Source organism: Serratia sp. JSRIV001 (genome assembly GCF_019968745.1).
Classification (GTDB): domain Bacteria; phylum Pseudomonadota; class Gammaproteobacteria; order Enterobacterales; family Enterobacteriaceae; genus Chania; species Chania fonticola_B.
On record NZ_CP074147.1, the window covers coordinates 2286033 to 2303636 of the forward strand.

Annotated in this window: 16 protein-coding genes; all 16 read left to right on the forward strand. The window is 56.6% G+C overall.

The window, feature by feature from the left end:
- Positions 1–952 precede the first annotated feature (952 nt).
- The 16 genes from hybO to KGP17_RS10370 all read left to right on the forward strand — a co-directional run bounded on the left by hybO (position 953) and on the right by KGP17_RS10370 (position 17557).
- A complete protein-coding gene (gene hybO / locus KGP17_RS10295; RefSeq protein WP_223499260.1) occupies positions 953–2086 on the forward strand; it encodes a hydrogenase 2 small subunit in 1134 nt (377 codons plus the stop codon).
- A gap of 3 nt (positions 2087–2089) precedes the next feature.
- Complete coding sequence (hybA, locus tag KGP17_RS10300) at positions 2090–3100, forward strand: hydrogenase 2 operon protein HybA (RefSeq protein WP_094982313.1); 1011 nt, start codon at positions 2090–2092, stop codon at positions 3098–3100.
- Positions 3087–4286 (forward strand): Ni/Fe-hydrogenase cytochrome b subunit, encoded by a 1200-nt coding sequence (gene hybB, locus KGP17_RS10305; protein ID WP_021804782.1) that lies wholly within the window; start codon positions 3087–3089, stop codon positions 4284–4286. The genes hybA and hybB overlap by 14 nt, the downstream gene beginning before the upstream one ends.
- Complete coding sequence (hybC, locus tag KGP17_RS10310) at positions 4264–5958, forward strand: hydrogenase 2 large subunit (protein ID WP_059200480.1); 1695 nt, start codon at positions 4264–4266, stop codon at positions 5956–5958. The genes hybB and hybC overlap by 23 nt, the downstream gene beginning before the upstream one ends.
- Positions 5958–6458, forward strand: coding sequence for a HyaD/HybD family hydrogenase maturation endopeptidase (locus KGP17_RS10315; RefSeq protein ID WP_223499261.1), 501 nt, complete (start codon positions 5958–5960; stop codon positions 6456–6458). The genes hybC and KGP17_RS10315 overlap by 1 nt, the downstream gene beginning before the upstream one ends.
- The gene (gene hybE, locus KGP17_RS10320) at positions 6442–6927 is read left to right on the forward strand and encodes a hydrogenase-2 assembly chaperone (protein ID WP_223499262.1); all 486 of its coding nucleotides are present in this window, start codon (positions 6442–6444) and stop codon (positions 6925–6927) included. Before KGP17_RS10315 ends, hybE begins: the two co-directional genes overlap by 17 nt.
- A complete protein-coding gene (hypA, locus tag KGP17_RS10325) occupies positions 6928–7269 on the forward strand; it encodes a hydrogenase maturation nickel metallochaperone HypA (RefSeq protein ID WP_021804778.1) in 342 nt (113 codons plus the stop codon).
- 19 nt (positions 7270–7288) lie between these two features.
- Positions 7289–8260, forward strand: a complete 972-nt coding sequence (hypB, locus tag KGP17_RS10330; protein ID WP_094982311.1) for a hydrogenase nickel incorporation protein HypB — start codon at positions 7289–7291, stop codon at positions 8258–8260.
- Entirely contained in the window at positions 8260–8535 is a 276-nt protein-coding gene (gene hybG / locus KGP17_RS10335; RefSeq protein ID WP_021804776.1) for a hydrogenase maturation factor HybG, read from the forward strand. The genes hypB and hybG overlap by 1 nt, the downstream gene beginning before the upstream one ends.
- Entirely contained in the window at positions 8522–9637 is a 1116-nt protein-coding gene (hypD, locus tag KGP17_RS10340; protein WP_166734742.1) for a hydrogenase formation protein HypD, read from the forward strand. The genes hybG and hypD overlap by 14 nt, the downstream gene beginning before the upstream one ends.
- A gap of 59 nt (positions 9638–9696) precedes the next feature.
- Positions 9697–10665 carry a hydrogenase expression/formation protein HypE gene (hypE, locus tag KGP17_RS10345; RefSeq protein ID WP_051363677.1) on the forward strand — a complete coding sequence of 323 codons (969 nt, stop codon included), beginning with the start codon at positions 9697–9699 and terminating at the stop codon, positions 10663–10665.
- Positions 10666–11003: 338 nt separating this feature from the next.
- Positions 11004–13319: a carbamoyltransferase HypF gene (gene hypF / locus KGP17_RS10350; RefSeq protein ID WP_223499263.1), complete on the forward strand. Its 2316-nt coding sequence runs from the start codon at positions 11004–11006 to the stop codon at positions 13317–13319.
- A 79-nt stretch (positions 13320–13398) separates the two neighbouring features.
- Positions 13399–13989 (forward strand): HupE/UreJ family protein, encoded by a 591-nt coding sequence (locus KGP17_RS10355; RefSeq protein ID WP_223499264.1) that lies wholly within the window; start codon positions 13399–13401, stop codon positions 13987–13989.
- Positions 13990–14196: 207 nt separating this feature from the next.
- Entirely contained in the window at positions 14197–14946 is a 750-nt protein-coding gene (locus KGP17_RS10360; RefSeq protein ID WP_223499265.1) for a hypothetical protein, read from the forward strand.
- A 23-nt stretch (positions 14947–14969) separates the two neighbouring features.
- Positions 14970–16229, forward strand: a complete 1260-nt coding sequence (locus KGP17_RS10365) for a hypothetical protein (protein WP_218519471.1) — start codon at positions 14970–14972, stop codon at positions 16227–16229.
- Positions 16229–17557 carry a hypothetical protein gene (locus KGP17_RS10370; protein WP_059200488.1) on the forward strand — a complete coding sequence of 443 codons (1329 nt, stop codon included), beginning with the start codon at positions 16229–16231 and terminating at the stop codon, positions 17555–17557. The genes KGP17_RS10365 and KGP17_RS10370 overlap by 1 nt, the downstream gene beginning before the upstream one ends.
- The last annotated feature ends 47 nt before the right edge of the window (positions 17558–17604 follow it).

The window sequence follows — 17604 nt, forward strand, 5'->3', positions numbered from 1 at the left end:
ACCGTGGTGTGATATATTAAAAGTGCTAACCTGTAGCGAATAAAGCCGTCTGCATTAATGAAGTTGCATTGGTAATATTAGCTATGCAAAGTTATCTCTCAGCTTGATAATTAGATCACCTCTTAATAAGTATACTCGTGCGCGGGGCAGATGAAGTTTGCTTGAGGTCAAGTTTTGGCTTTTCGCAAGCGAATAAAACGGGTGGGTTGCTTTTTTTCAAAACAGCAAGCGCTATGTTCAGTCCAAGGACTCAATCTATAGCATATTTGGTTGGCAGGATTAGGGGAGGTTGGTGATTTAAATCCAGCGTCGATACAATATTGTTATGGCCTCGTGCAACATAAGCCCCCCTGTACGCGCGAGTCAGAGGGATTAGCAAAGTCATTCATTGACTAATTCACGATGGATTGCATGATGACCAATCCCCGCCAGCCGTCGCAGTAGTAGGAAAAACCCGGTAAAAGGTCGACATCCCGCAACACCGTTACCAAGCTAGGCCCCGCTGATGATTCTGCAATAAAATTATAAAGTAAAACGGCATATTACGTGTTTTCCTGCTCCGGCCTTTCCTATACTCATCACGCTTGATTGTGTCGTAAAACTTATGCTGAAGCAGGGAGGTATTAATTGTTACAAAACGACGCATGTGAATACATTATTATTCTTGTTGTTTGCTTGGTGACTTATTTAGCGGGGTTAGGATTTTTAATTTAAAAGGTAATGAGAGTTATTGTTATTTAAATACGTGCGCGAATAAATCCAGCCAGATAAATATGCAAGAAAAATATTTTTTGCTGAAGCGATTTTTCTCATGTTACGCAAATATTAACTGTTACCTCAGCAAAGGTTGATAAAGATCAACTCAGGGTAGCCAGAAAATAACAATATATTAACCACCCGCATACTGTGTTTACGGGCTTGCATGTCGGTCATCAACAGGGGATAGATAATAATGATAAGGGAAAATCAAACATTTTTCCGGGATGGCGTGAATCGCCGCGATTTTATGAAGTTATGTGCGGCACTGGCCGCCACCATGGGGCTCAGTACCAAAGCCGCCGCCGAAATAGCCGACTCGGTAGGTTCGCCACAGCGGCCACCGGTTATCTGGATCGGGGCTCAGGAATGTACCGGCTGTACGGAGTCCTTGTTACGGGCCACTCACCCAACGATCGAGAACCTGTTGCTTGACGTGGTTTCCATGGAATACCACGAAGTCCTCTCTGCTGCATTCGGTGAACAGGCGGAAGAAAACAAGCACCGCGCGATTGAGCAATACAAAGGGAAATACGTGCTGGTGGTCGACGGCTCAATTCCGATGAAGGATGGCGGCGTCTACTGCATGGTGGCCGGTAAGCCAATTGTTGAGCATATCCGTAATGCGGCAGAACATGCCGCTGCGGTGATCGCCATCGGCTCCTGTGCCGCCTGGGGCGGCGTCGCGGCCAGCGGTCCTAACCCGACCGGCGCAGTCAGCCTGCAGGAGATTTTACCCGGCAAAACCGTGATCAACATCCCCGGCTGCCCGCCCAACCCGCACAACTTCCTGGCGACGGTGGCCCATATCATCACCTACCAACGGCCACCGGCGCTGGATGCGAAAAATCGCCCCGAGTTCGCCTATGCCCGCCTGATCCATGAAAACTGCGAGCGTCGTCCGCACTTTGACGCCGGGCGTTTTGCCAAACAGTTTGGTGATGACGGTCATCGGCAGGGCTGGTGCCTGTATCACCTCGGTTGCAAGGGGCCAGAAACCTACGGTAACTGCTCAACGCTGGAGTTCTGCGACGTGGGCGGTGGCATCTGGCCGGTCGGGATCGGCCACCCATGCTACGGCTGTAACGAGGAGGGGATCGGTTTTACCAAAGGGATCGCCCAGTTGGCCAGCGTCGAAAATCCTACCCCCCGCAACGCCAAACCCGAGGTGCTCAGTCCGGAAGGGGGCCACGTCAGCCCAACGGCGATGGGATTGCTTGGCGGCGTGGTCGGCCTGGTTGCCGGTGTCAGCCTGATGGCGGTGAAAGAGCTGGGGCGGCAGCAGAAAACGCAGCGTAAAGACGACGAGCAGCCGCCAAGCAAGGAGTAAGCCGTGAATCGACGTAACTTTCTAAAACTGACCTGCGGTGGCGCGATGCTGGCAGGGGTTGCCCCTGCGGCGCAGGCCGGGCCGGAGAACAAGCCGCCCATCCCCAACTCGCTGGGCATGCTGTATGACTCGACCTTGTGTGTGGGTTGCCAGGCCTGTGTCAGCAAATGCCAACGTATCAACCATACCGATGAACCGCATGGCGAAACCTATGCCTACGCGGGTACCGAAGCGACCTGGTCGAACAACGACAAGCTCAGCCCTTACACCAATAACATTATTCAGGTGTGGACCAGCGGAGACGGCAAGCACAAAGATCAGGTGGACAACGGCTACGCCTATATCAAAAAGCAGTGCATGCACTGTGTCGATCCCAACTGCGTTTCTGTCTGCCCGGTTCAGGCGCTGCATAAAGATGCCAAAACCGGCATCGTGCATTACAACCCGGATGTCTGTACCGGCTGCCGCTACTGCATGGTGGGCTGCCCGTTCAACGTGCCGAAATACGACTACGACAACCCGTTCGGCAAGATCCATAAATGCGAACTCTGTAACCAGAAAGGCGTGGCCCGGCTGGATCAGGGCGGGCTGCCAGGCTGTGTCGAGGTTTGCCCAACCGGGGCGGTGATCTTTGGCACCCGCGAGCAGTTAATGGCCGAAGCCAAGCAGCGTCTGGCCAGCAAGCCCGGTGAGAATTACCGTTACCCGCGCCAAACCCTACAGGGCAACGACCATTACGAACATCCGCTGCCGCATTACCAACCGCATCTGTATGGCGAGCATGAGGGCGGCGGAACGCAGGTGCTGGTGCTGACCGGTGTGCCTTTCGAGGATCTCGGTTTGCCAGCGCTAGAGGAGTTGTCAACCGGTGCGCGTTCCGAGCATATCCAGCACACGCTGTACAAAGGCATGGTGTTGCCGTTTGCCGCTCTGGCCGGGATCACCTTCCTGGTGCAGCGCAACCAGCGAAACGAGCGTCAGGACAAGAAGGACGATAAACATGACGACGCATAAAACGCAGCCACTCGGCGGGCGGCTGGTGAGCTGGCCGGTGATGATGCTGGCACCCTTTGTGGTGCTGTGCCTGTTGCTGATCCTCAAACGTCTGGTGTTGGGGTTGGGCGATGTTTCCGATCTGAACGGCGGCTATCCCTGGGGGATCTGGATCGCGTTCGATCTGCTGGTGGGCACCGGTTTGGCCTGCGGCGGCTGGGCGTTGGCCTGGGCGGTGTATGTGTTCAACCGGGGGGAATATCACCCACTGGTGCGGCCTGCGCTGTTAGCCAGCCTGTTCGGCTATTCGCTGGGCGGGCTGTCGATCACCATCGATGTGGGCCGTTACTGGAACCTGCCTTACTTTTATATTCCCGGCCATTTCAACACCTCGTCGGTGCTGTTTGAAACCGCAGTCTGTATGACGATCTACGTGGGTATTGTCGCGCTGGAGTTCGCCCCTGCGCTGCTGGAGCGGTTGGGCTGGAAGGTGTCGCTCAAACGGCTCAACAAGGTGATGTTCCTGGTGATCGCCCTTGGCGCATTGTTGCCAACCATGCACCAGTCCTCCATGGGATCGCTAATGATTGCAGCGGGGATCAAAATCCACCCGCTGTGGCAAAGCTACGAAATGCTGCCGCTGTTCTCGCTGTTGACGGCGGGGATCCTGGGCTTCTCGATAGTGATATTTGAAGGCTCGCTGGTGCAGGCCGGGCTGCGGGGGAAAGGGCCGGAGGAAACGCCGCTGTTTGCCCGCATGACCTACATCATCGATGGGTTCTTACTGCTGTTTATTGTGCTGCGCTTTGGGGAACTGATCTGGCGCGGCAAAACGGACTATCTGTGGCATCTCGATCGCTTTGCCATCTCGTTCTGGGTGGAAACGCTGTTGATGCTGGTGCCACTGGTGATGTTCCGCTGGAAACGTAACCGCCGCAACTCACGCCTGCTGTTTCTCGGCGCGCTGAGCATGGTCTGCGGGGCGTCGTTCTGGCGACTGAATTACGCGTTGCTGGCCTACGACCCTGGCAATGGCTACCACTATTTCCCGACGGCCAGCGAACTGCTGATCTCCATCGGCTTTGTGGCAATTGAAGTTTGTGCGTACATCCTGTTGATCCGGTTGTTACCGGTGCTGCCTGCGCATCAACACAAGAATGAAAACAACCAGTTAGAGGTAGAGCATGAGCCAACGCATCACCATTGATCCCGTCACCCGTATTGAGGGCCACCTGCGCATCGACTGTGAAATCGAAGACGGCAAGGTGGTTAAAGCATGGTCCTCAGGCACCATGTGGCGCGGAATGGAAGAGATCCTGCAAGGTAACGACCCGCGTGACGCGTGGATGATCGTCCAACGGATCTGCGGCGTGTGCACCACCATTCACGCGTTAGCCTCCGTGCGGACGGTGGAAAATGCGCTGGGGATGGAGATCCCGGTCAATGCCCAATACATCCGCAATATCATTGCGGCCGCCCACAGCATTCACGACCATATCGTGCATTTCTACCAGCTCTCGGCGCTGGACTGGGTGGACGTGACCTCCGCGCTGAAGGCCGATCCGCAGAAGGCTGCCGATTTGCTCAGTGGCCTGTCCAGCTGGCCGTTGAACAGCGCTGCAGAGTTCACCCGGGTGCAGCAGAAGATCAAGGATCTGGTCGCCAGCGGCCAGCTTGGCATCTTTGCCAATGGCTACTGGGGGCACCCGGCCATGGCGTTACCGCCGGAGATTAACCTGATCGCCGTTGCCCACTATTTGCAGGCGCTGGAATGCCAGCGTGATGCCAACCGCGTGGTAGCAATACTGGGCGGTAAAACGCCGCACATTCAGAACCTGGCGGTGGGCGGGGTGGCTAACCCGATCAACCTCGATGCCCCTAGCGTGTTGAACCTCGAGCGGCTGATGTACCTGAAAACCTTTATCGATCGCCTGGGCGACTTTATCGAGCAGGTTTATCTGGTGGACAGCGCGGTGATCGCGGCGCATTACCCTGAGTGGCTAACCCTCGGCAAAGGCTCAGACTGCTATCTCTGCGTGCCGGAGCTGCCGATCGATCGTAAAGGCGACCAGTTCCTGATGCCGGGTGGCTATCTGGAGAACGGCAAGTTCCGTCCGATCGCCAACCAGCGCGATGAGTATCTGATCAAGGGCATTCAGGAGAGCGGTAAACACGCCTGGTATCAGGACGATGAACCGCTGGCACCGTGGGAAGGGCTGACCCGGCCTAACTACACCGGCTGGCAGGAAGATGGCAAATACTCCTGGGTAAAAGCGCCAACCTTCTACGGCAAGGCGGTAGAGATGGGGCCGTTGGCGTGGCTGATGTGTACCCTGCAAGCCGAGCATCCACCAACCCAGAAATATTTTGCCAAGGTCAACAGTCACTACCAGGCCCTGACCGGCAAAGCGCTAACCGCCGATCAACTGCCGTCGACCCTGGGCCGCATTGTAGGGCGTACGGTGCATGCCTGCGTGCTGCATGAAACCCTGGGTCAGCAGTGGCAGGCATTGGTGAGCAATATCGGCAGTGGCGACCATGAAACCTTTATCCCACCGAATATTCCATTGACCGGTGAGATCCGGGGCGTGGGCTTTATCGAAGCTCCGCGCGGTGCATTGTCGCACTGGGTGGTGATCAAGGACGGCAAGATCGCCAACTATCAGGCGGTAGTGCCCTCAACCTGGAACGCCGGACCCCGCAACTTTAACGATGAGCCCGGTCCTTACGAACGTTCACTGGTTGGCACGCCGGTGGCCGATCCGAGCAAACCGCTGGAGGTGGTGCGAACTATCCACTCGTTCGACCCGTGCATGTCCTGTGCGGTACATATTGTAGACACCACCGGCAATGAAGTGACCAGGGTCAAGGTGTTGTAATGAGAATCTTGGTATTAGGCATAGGTAATTTGTTGTTGGGCGATGAAGCAGTGGGCGTGCGCATCGTCGAAGCGCTTGAGCAGCGCTATCGCTTACCTGCCCATGTTGAAGTGCTGGACGGCGGCACCTCGGGGATGGAACTGATGGAAATGATGGCCGATCGCGATCATCTGATTGTGGCGGATGCGGTGTTGACCGGTGCCAAACCCGGCAGCGTCGCGGTGCTGTATGACGAAGAGATCCCGGCGCTGTTTACCTGTAAGGTTTCGCCCCATCAACTGGGGCTTTCCGACGTGCTGATGGCGCTGCGGCTGACGGATGAGTTTCCGCGTCGGCTCACCCTGGTGGGCGTGGTGCCAGAGTCGCTGGAGCCCGGAATTGGTCTGAGCGCCGTGGTCAGCCAGGCGATTGAGCCAGCGTTGGCCCAGGTGTTGCTGGCGCTGCAAGAGAGCGGCGTGGTGGCGGAGCCAAAAGAGGTGGCGAATGCAGACTGTGACTAACGGTTTTCAGCTCAACCCCAGCGCGCTGTTGGAAACCGCCTTTCAGGCGATCGCCGACGGTGAGATGCAGGATTTGCCGTTTTTCCAACCGCAAATCCCGGTGTGTGCCTGTGGTTTTCAACTGTTTGAACAGCAGTGGGTTGGCACCATTCTCACGCCGTGGATGCTTAGCCTGCTGGTGTTGCCCGGCCCTGAGCAGGCTTGGCAACCCTATGCGGTAGGGGACAAGCTGGCGCTGAATCTGCCTTGCGGCAGCGTGAGGTTTATCGTCGGTGAGATTGCGGGCTGCGGGCAATACCTGGCCTGTTCACTGATGTCTCCGTTGGATCGCCATCTGGGGGCCGAGCAGGCGCTGGCGTTGGCACAACAGAGTGCGCGGATGGCGCTTTCGCTACCGGTGGTGGATGGCAACATCCCCAGTAATCCTGGGCGCAGGGCGCTATTTGGTCTGTCACAGAGAACGGCGTAGATGCATGAAATCAGCCTGTGCCTGAGCACGATGGAATTGATAGAGCAGCAGGCTCGGCAGCACGGAGCTAAACGGGTGACGGCGGTGTGGCTGGAAATTGGGGCGCTCTCCTGTATTGAAGAGCACGCTCTGCGTTTCAGTTTCGCCTCGGCATCCCGCCATACGCTGGCAGAGGGGTGCCAGCTATTGCTGGACTACCAGCCGGCCCGCGCCTGGTGCTGGAGTTGCAGCATGAGCGTGCAGATTGAACAACATGATGAAGGTTGCCCTCAGTGCGGCGGCCACCAACTGCGCGTTGAGAGCGGTGACAGCCTGCGGTTAAAGCAGCTGGAAGTGGAATAATTTTGAGGAGTGAATAACGATGTGTACGACTTGCGGTTGCGCCAGTGGCGAAAAAACCATCGAAGGTGATGAACATCATCACCATGACGACCACCATCATCACGACCATCATGATGCTCACCACCATCATCCTGATCATCATCACCATCACCACCACGACGGGGAACATCAAGCACCGGCAGGCGTGGTGATCCATCATCACCATCACTATTACCACCAGGGCGATGTGCATCACCATTACGCAGGTGTCGCTGCGGCGGAACGCTTTACGCCAGAGGTGCAACCACATTCGCAAGACCTGCACTATGGACACGGCGAGGCGGGCAGCCATGCACCGGGTATCGGGCAGCGCCGTCTGGTGCAGATTGAACAGGACGTACTGAGCAAGAACAACCATCTGGCGGCCCACAACCGCGAACACTTTTCCGCGCAGCATATTCTGGTGCTGAACCTGGTTTCCAGCCCCGGGTCGGGCAAAACGACCTTGCTGACGGCCACGCTGGAACGTTTGGCGGGCAAATTGCCCTGCGCGGTGATTGAGGGCGACCAGCAAACCAGTAACGATGCCGAGCGTATTCGCGCCACGGGCGTACCGGCCATTCAGGTTAATACCGGCAAGGGCTGTCATCTGGACGCGCAAATGGTACACGACGCGGCACACCGCCTGGATTTGCAGGATCACAGCCTGCTGTTTATCGAGAACGTCGGCAACCTGGTCTGCCCGGCCAGCTTCGATCTGGGCGAACGGCATAAGGTCGCAGTGCTGTCGGTGACGGAAGGGGAAGACAAGCCGCTGAAGTATCCTCATATGTTTGCTGCCGCAACGCTGATGATTATCAACAAGATCGATTTGCTGCCTTACGTTAATTTCTCTGTAGAGAAATGCATCGAGTTTGCCCGCCAGGTTAATCCGTCCATCCAGGTGATCGCACTGTCGGCGACCAGCGGCGAGGGGATGGATCTCTGGCTGAACTGGCTGGGGGAACAATAATGTGCCTCGGTGTGCCCGGCAAGGTGACCGCAGTGGGGGAGGATATCCACCAACTGGCCTGGGCCGACGTGTGCGGCGTGGCGGTCAGGATCAATATCGCGCTGGTCTGTGAAGGCTCACCGCAGGATCTGATCGGCCAGTGGGTGCTGGTGCACGTCGGCTTTGCCATGAGCCTGCTAGACGAACAGGAAGCGCTGGAAACGCTGGCAGCATTGCAGCATATGCGCGCCGTCGGGCTGGCACGGGATGACGAGGATGCCAATGCGCTACGTTGATGAATTCCGCGATCCGGCGTTATGCCAGGCGCTGTTACGGCGCATCGAAACGCTGATGTTAGCCATCCCCCAGTCGCAGCGCCTGCCGCTACAGGTGATGGAAGTCTGCGGCGGTCACACCCACGCGATCTTCAAGTTCGGTCTTGACCAACTGTTGCCGGACAGCCTGGAATTTGTCCACGGCCCCGGCTGCCCGGTTTGCGTATTACCGATGGGGCGCATTGATAGCTGCCTGGAGATTGCCGCCCATCCGGAGGTGATTTTTTGCACCTACGGTGATGCGATGCGGGTTCCTGGCCGCAATGGGTCGTTGCTGGATGCCCGCCGCCGTGGTGCCGATATCCGGGTGGTGTACTCGCCGCTGGATGCGCTACAGCTGGCGGCGGATAACCCACAGCGCGAAGTGGTGTTTTTTGGCCTGGGCTTTGAAACCACCATGCCCGCCAGCGCCTTGACCTTGCAGCAAGCCAGCCAGCGTCAGCTGCGCAATTTCACCCTGTTTTGCCAACATATCACTCTGATCCCCACCTTACGCAGCCTGTTGCAGCAGCCCGATGTGCGCATCGATGGCTTCCTGGCACCGGGCCACGTCAGCATGGTGATCGGCAACGCGCCCTATCAGTTCATTGCTGCGGATTATCATAAGCCGCTGGTGGTGACCGGCTTTGAACCGTTAGACATTCTGCAGGGTTTGGTGATGTTGCTGGAACAGTTGCGTGATGGCCGCCGTGCGGTAGAAAACCAATACCGGCGCATCGTACCGGAACAGGGCAATCTTCTGGCCCAGCGGGCAATGGCAGAGGTATTTGGCCTGAAAGACAGTAGCGAATGGCGCGGGCTGGGTGAGATTGCCCACTCTGGCGTGCAAATCAAACCTGAGTATGCGGATTTTGATGCAGAGCTGCGGTTTAAACCGCAGGCGCAGCGGGTAGCGGACGATCCGAGTTCACGTTGTGGCGAAGTGTTGACCGGGCGCTGCAAACCGGATGCCTGCCCGCTGTTTGGCAAGCAATGTACGCCAGAGAATGCCTTTGGTGCCTTGATGGTGTCCTCGGAAGGGGCCTGCTCGGCTTACTATCAGTATCGCAGGGAGACCGCATAATGCGTGAAGAGAACAACGGGCGGGAAATTACTCTTGCCCATGGTAGCGGTGGCCGCGCCATGCAATCCCTGATTGAAGAACTCATGCTGCCCGCCTTTGCCAATCCGGCATTAAATGCTCGGGAAGATCAGGCCCGAATTTCACTGGATGAGCTTGCCACCTCGGGCGATCGTCTGGCCGTATCGACCGACAGTTATGTTATCGACCCCATTTTCTTCCCCGGTGGTGATATCGGCAAACTGGCGGTCTGCGGCACCGCTAACGACGTGGCCGTCAGTGGTGCCCAGCCGCGTTATCTGAGCTGCGCCATGATCCTGGAGGAAGGGTTGCCGTATGCCACGCTGGAACGCATCGTCCAGTCGATGGCCAGCACGGCGCAGCAGGCCGGGATCCAGATTGTGACCGGCGATACCAAAGTGGTGCCCCGTGGCGCGGCAGACAAAATCTTTATTAATACTACCGGTTTGGGAACCATCCCGGCTGGCGTCAATTGGGGGGCTGCGAACATCCGCCTTGGGGACAGCATTATTGTCAGCGGCACCTTGGGCGATCATGGCGCAACCATCCTGAACCTGCGTGAAGGGCTGGGCCTGGAGAGTGAATTAAGCAGCGATTGCGCGCTGCTGGCTCCGCTGATTGCTCCCTTGTTACCGATTGCCGGAGTGCGAGCTTTACGTGACGCGACTCGTGGCGGCGTAACGGCGGTGCTGCATGAGTTTGCCGCCGCTAGCGGTTGTGGCATGGCGATTTCCGAGGCGGCACTGCCGTTGAAACCGGCGGTGCGGGGAATTTGCGAACTGCTGGGGCTGGATGCGCTCAACTTTGCCAACGAAGGCAAGCTGGTGTTGGTGGTGGCGCCCGAGGCTGAGGCGGAAGTATTGGCTGCTCTGCATCGGCATCCGCTGGGGCGCGATGCGGCGGTGATTGGCCATACCACCGAGCGCCAGCAGGTGAGCCTCACCGGGCTGTTCGGGGTTTCCCGCCGGCTGGATCTGCCGCTGGATGAGCCTTTGCCACGGATCTGTTAGGTGTTTGGCCGTGGGGATTGCCCCTCACCCTAACCCTCTCCCACAGGGAGAGGGGACCGACCGAGTTTGCTTCAGTTGCAGAGAGTCACCTGATCGTGGCTGAGGACAACAGGTCGGTCGCGGTACTTAACCACGGCACCGAATCAGCTCTCTCTCGCAGGGAGAGGGGACCGACCGAGTTTGCTTCAGTTGCAGAGAGTCACCTGATCATGGCTGAGGACAACAGGTCGGTCGCGGTACTCAACCACGGCACCGAATCAGCTTCCTCTCCTTGGGGAGAGGGTTGGGGTGAGGGAGATACAGATTGATCGCTGGACTAACAGGAGAGTCGAGACAACATGGCAGATTTTGAGCCGGAGAATATCGCCAGCAGCAACGGCCTTCGCCTGCGGATTAAGGGCAAGGTGCAAGGGGTCGGATTTCGTCCCTACGTTTGGCTGCTGGCGCGGCGCTTTAACCTGTGCGGCGAGGTCAGCAATGATGGCGCCGGGGTGATCGTCCAGCTATGGCAATCGCCCGCCATAACGGAATTTTTGCGGGTACTGCCGCAAGAGTGCCCGCCTCTGGCGCGGATCGATAGCGTCATTTCTTCACCTTTTAACTGGCCGCAACGGCCAGCGAGTTTCATCATTGCCACTAGCGGTGCAGGGCAAGTGGATACCCATATCGTGGCGGATGCGGCCACCTGCGATGCCTGCCTGGCAGAGCTGAACTCACCGCATAACCGGCGCTATCACTATCCGTTTATCAACTGCACCCACTGCGGCCCGCGATTTACCATCATTCGCCGGATGCCCTACGATCGGCCCAATACCTCGATGCAGCCTTTCCCGCTGTGCCCGCAGTGCCTGGCGGAGTATCAGGATCCTGCCGACCGTCGTTTTCATGCACAACCTACCGCCTGCCCGGAGTGTGGCCCGCAGCTATGGCTCAGCGATGCCGCAGGCAAAACTACTGCCAGCGCCGACGATGCGCTGCAACTGGCCGCTGAGGCGCTGATTGCCGGGCAGATCGTCGCGGTGAAGGGGATCGGCGGTTTTCATCTTGCCTGTGATGCTACCAATTCTGCTGCGGTACAGCGCCTGCGCGCGCGCAAACATCGCCCTGCCAAGCCCCTGGCGGTGATGATGCCGGATACTCACTGGCTGCAACAATGTGCTCAGGTCGCGGAGCCGACGGCACTGTTAAAGCTGTTGCGTAGCCCACCAGCCCCGATAGTGCTGGTAATGGCTCACCCGCAAAGTCCCTTGTGCGGGGAGATTGCGCCGGGGCTCAATGAGGTAGGGGTGATGTTACCGGCTAATCCACTGCAACATCTGCTATTGCAACAGGTAGCGCGGCCATTGGTGATGACCTCCGGCAACCCGGCAGGTAAACCACCAGCTCTGAGCAATCAACAGGCACTGGAAGAACTCGCTGGTGTGGCCGACGTCTGGCTGCTGCATAACCGTGAGATCGTCCAGCGAGCCGATGACTCTCTAGTTCGCTTGACCGGGCAGGGGAGCGAGATGTTGCGCCGGGCACGTGGCTATGTTCCCGATGCGATGCCCTTACCCCCTGGCTTTACCACCCAACCGGCCATTCTGGCACTGGGAGCCGACAGCAAGAATACCTTCTGCCTGCTGTGGGATGACCGGGCGGTAGTCAGCCAGCATCTAGGCTCGCTAGGAGATGAAACCACCCGGCAACAGCAACAACGATTGCTGACGCTTTTTGGCGAAATCTACGGTGTGGTGCCGCAGGCGATCGCCATCGATGCTCACCCCGGCTATCTCAGCCACCAGCAGGGCCAGGCGTTGGCCAATGAGCGGGCGATCCCTTGTGTCACCACGCTGCATCATCATGCCCATCTGGTTGCCTGCCTGGTGGAACATGGCTGGCCGCGCGACGGCGGTAAGGTGATTGGTCTGGCGTTGGATGGGCTGGGATATGGTCTTGGCGGGCAACTGTGGGGCGGTGAATGCCTGCTGGTGGATTATCAGCATTGTGAGTATTTAGGCGGGTTGCCCGCAGTGGCATTGCCCGGGGGCGATGTGGCCGCTCGCCAGCCGTGGCGCAACCTGTTGGCCCAGTTACAGCGTTTTGTCCCCGATTGGCAGACGTTGCCAGAGGCCGCCGCAATCCCTCAACCGCAGGCGACGATCTTACTGCGGGCGGTAGAACGGCAAATCAACTCGCCGTTGGCCTCTTCCGCCGGGCGCTTGTTTGATGCGGTGGCAGCAGCATTGCAGATCGTGCCGCCACAAATTTCCTGGGAGGGGGAGGCTGCCTGCCAGTTGGAGGCCTTGGCATGGCAAAGCCCGCCTCATCAGCCGCCGGTTTCGCTGCCGCTGCTTGGCAATCAGCTGGATCTGGCCACCTTCTGGCGGCAATGGCTGGCCTATGAAGCTCCCCCGGCGCAGCGTGCTTATGCGTTCCATGTTGCCTTGGCCCAGGGTTTTGCCGCACTGGCTAGCCACGCGACAAAGCAATACGGCATCAATACCGTCGTGCTGTCCGGTGGAGTGATGCATAACGCGCTGCTGCGGCAACTATTGATCCAGCAGTTAGACGGATTACAAGTCTTGCTGCCATCCCGTTTACCAGCTGGCGATGGCGGTCTGGCTCTGGGGCAGGCGCTGATTGCCGCCAACCGACTTTCAAGGCAGGCATAAGGATGAATTTATAACGTAATTAACTGTTTTTATGAGTAAAACCACCACCTTCATTCACAGGAAAACTTAGGTATTCATTATGCGTATTAATGTCAAAGCTGTGGCTGTATCCCTACTGGCGCTGTTCCCCATGCTGGCCTTTGCTCATGTGGGCCATGACGGCGGCGCGCATCACGTATTAAGCTTTACCGAAGGCTTTATCCATCCGCTGACCGGGATGGATCATCTGGTCGCCATGGTTCTGGTGGGTATCTGGAGCGCCATGAATACCAAGCAGTGGTGGCTGGCGCCGCTGGCATTTGCTTGTTTGCTGCTGACCGGCGCGTTGGTTGGCATGGCGGGCGTCACCGTACCTGGCACTGAATTTATCGTTGCCGCCTCGCTGCTGGGCATAGGTGTGATGGTTGCCTTACAGCTGAAACTGTCGGCGATAACGGGCGCGTTGATTATTGGCGCTTTTGCCATTTTCCACGGCCTGGCCCACGGTGCGGAGCTTTCCCATTCGGTGGCGGCGCTTTCCGGTATGGTGATGGCAACGGCGCTGCTGCACGTGGCGGGGTTGGGTATCGGCTATCTGATGGCATCTTCGTCTACGCACAGTGGCTGGGCGCGGGTGATTGGCGGCGGCTCATCGCTGCTGGGGCTCGGCCTGCTCAGCGGTGTGATCTGAGTCTATCAATCTATTAACCCTAGTTTGCTGGCAGTGACTTTGCGATAGCTGCCAGCAGTCTCCCCTGTTGATCTCAAAAAATAACAAGCGGCTGGATTTGTGCCAATTTTATCGTTAGATTCCCTGCTAGCTATGTGCGCTTGATACTGTGCTGTCGCACAACTTTTAACCACATGAGTTAATTAAAAAATTACAGGGAATATTGCTATGAACAGGGTGATAGGCGTACTGGCGTTATGCCTGGTTTCTTTTTCTTCTCTGGCCGATTGCCAGCCCCTCCTAGCCGATCTGGCTAAACCCTTCGCCGCCAAAGTGAGCATGAATACCGAGCTGTCCACCTGTAAGGTGTGGCCCTATGCCCCGGATAAAACCATTGCGGTACTGATGCTGGAACCCAAGGAAGAGGCCCAACTCGATTTTACCGACTTTGACGTCGCCGTTTTGGTGGTTGATAGCCAGACCGGCAAGGTGCTGGCTAGCAAATATCATCCAAGGGCGATTATGGATGATGCCATCTACACCAGTAGCGTGACCATCGACACCGCGCGCTATCAATTATCTCCGGCGATACGCGCCTTCGGGGTGCGTTTTATCCACCGGGGCTCCTCCTCGGTCAATCCCCTTAGCATCGAACGCCTTAACCTCTATACCCTGCAGGATCGGCAAGTCAATCTGGTGCTCAACAATCTCACCATGAATGAATATAGCGGTGAGTGGGATGGCCAGTGTGCCGGGGATTTTGCCACGACTCATCGCGCATTGGCGCTTGGCAAGAACGCACACAACGGCTTCCAGGATCTGCAACTACAGACGATGGCGACGCATAAGGAAGCCAGCAAAAAAGGGGAGGACTGCGTGGAAAGCAACAGCATCGTTGCCAAGACTCGCGTCGAGCTCAAGTTCGATGGTAAAGCCTATCCCGTAGAGCAGGATAAGTTGCTCGAACATCGTTTTTAATCCGTGCCTGGTCGTTAGCAACCATGAAAAAAATCTGCTTCTATGAGCTGTCCTTTATCCGCCACAATCTCAACGCGCCCAGCGAAAGTAAGCTACGGCGCATTTTGGCCGGGGACAAGGTGTTCTATACCTACAGCAAACAGTTTGTTGATGCCAAAGTGTTATACCGTTTGGTATCGGGGGATCGTGTGTATATCGGTGCCCATCAGTTGGCTGATGGCAGCTACTGGCTGCATTGGCTGGTTTCGCCTGAAAAGGGGGAGCTACAACCGAAGCTGGCCGACCTTAGCAAACCGGCTGCGTTGATGAAGCTGGTGGGCGCGATCATAGTGATGACGCTCTCAGCAGTGGGTTATTTCCAGTTGCTGAATATCTGGGTGATGGTGCTACTGCTTTTTGTTTTCATCTTTGGTTGCTGGTGGTTCGTGGCTTCGTTTCATACGCTGATGGTGGGAACCAGCCGTCACACGCGTAGGTTGTTAAAAGGGCTGGAGAGCGTCAAACAAGGCGACACTTCCCTTTGCATTACCACCACCGAATCATTAACCGAGCCGGGAGGCGGTGCGCCTTCACTACAGGCCAGCAAAGAATTGGCTAACGATCTGGATGCGCTGCTGCCGAATGATTTGCTATTGGCCGATAAAGTCACCTTGACCAGCGTGAGCGGAGAGGCTGCCGATGTTAGCGCCCGCCGCGATTTTACCGGCGGAGGCAAAAGCCGCCGGGATTTTATCGAGTACCAATTTAGCTGCAATGGAGAGCGGTTCTCATTTCGTAGCGGAATTAACTCGCTGATGGAAGACCTTAATCCGCTGTTCTATCGGCAACATCCGTTCTTCCTGGCGGCCGAAGATCCGCTGATGTTGGTGGTCAATCAGCAAGATAATGCGGTGCTGGGCCTGTGTAATGAAAGGGATGGCAGCGCCTATCTCAAGCTCGGCGGGATTGCCGTTTCTTTTCACCAGCTCAAGCTGATGTATAAAGTGATGTTTGGCTGCTGCTGTTTTTTACTGGTGATGCTGGTGTTTTTCACCCTGCATGATTGGTGGGAGCAGGGCAGTGTGCCGGATAAGTGGGACTGGCTGGACGCCGCAGTCATGTTTTATGACTTTGCTCTGATGAGCATCATGATTTTCTGCGTGTTCATGCTGTTGGTGGAGGTCTGCACTTGGATAACGCGCAGGAACTCGCTCAGTGCGGCGCGCTTTGTCTTTGCCCGCCAACTGTTGGTATTGTTTAAAAAACGCAACGGTGGCAAAGCCTATATTCAGGAAGTCCCCTGATGTTCAGCAATAGCCTAACGCGCATCATCCTGCTGGCACTGGGGCTTATCATTTCCTGGATGCTGTTTTATATCGACAGCTTTGCCGGGTTTGCCCCCGACTGGCAGTGGCAGCGAAATTATCAGGCAGAACGTCCTGCGGTAGTTATGAGTGGGGAACGCCTGAGCAGTTTTCAACAAGGGATGCTGTTGACGGGTATCAGCGATGTAATAAATACACGGATCACGAATATTGAGCGTGACCAGAATACGCTGATCTATCACTATGAAAATTCGGTGCAGATCGATGTGCTGGCAGACATTGCTCCCCCTTTGTTAAACCTGCAGATATCCCCTGATACCACCATGTTACGTTTGATGCTGGAGGCTAAGGTTGGCCGTGGAACAATCCGGCACCGGAGCTATGATGACAGCGCCACGATCCCGGTCAGCCAACTCATCATCGAAGAGAATGGCAAGCTGCGCGTCAGCGCCCGTTTTTTGGGCTACGTGGCTGAGCAACAGTGTGATGCTCAGGGGCATTGCCTGGTGGTGTTCGGCGCCCGTTCTTATAGTAAAGATGCCGTATTTTATTCTGCCGATGGTGGGCGTAACTGGTGTTGGTTACCCCAGTGGCAAGCCCCCGGTGGTAACCAGACTTATCAGCTTTTGGGGCTCTCTGGAGCGCAGAGCGTGCTGCTGGTTCAACAGGGTAAACTCTACCGGTCGGACGATCTCGGCCAGCATTGGCAACAGGTATTCGATCTGGTCAGGTTGTTAACGGAACGCGGGATCGACCCTGCTCTCTATGCGGCCAGTTGGTACTATAACGGCGGCGATCGGGTGATAGTCAGTAATCAGCCCCATAATACCGGGGAACAGGATCGGTTAACTGCTTCATTGCTGCTTGATTTCAATCTGAAATCAGCTCAAATCCAGTCCAGCCAGTGGGTGGGCGGAGATATCGTTGCGGCCGATATCAGCCCGCAAGGGGATTTTGATTTTGTCTTACGCCAGCGGCCACGGTGGCTTTATAGCCTGAACCGGTTGCGGGAGAATGGCGCGCTGCAACCGCTGCTGGAAACCGGTAAAAAAGCCTTAGGCACGCTTTATGCGGGTAATGATCTGCTGATGATGGAGAAAGCGTTCAACGACCCGCTGCATATGACAGTCTCTACCGATGGCGGCCAGCACTGGTTCAGAATGAAAAAACTGCCTGATAGCTATAACTATCGCGTGCAGTTTGATCGCTGGCGTAACCGCCTGTTCCGCTTTCCAGCCCATGATTTCGATTACCCTAAGTTGGGCAATAGCGACGGCCTGGTGTATGAGACAACCACTCCGCCGTAATTGCCATACTGCATCCGTTCCGATAATCAAAGATTAACGTTTGATGC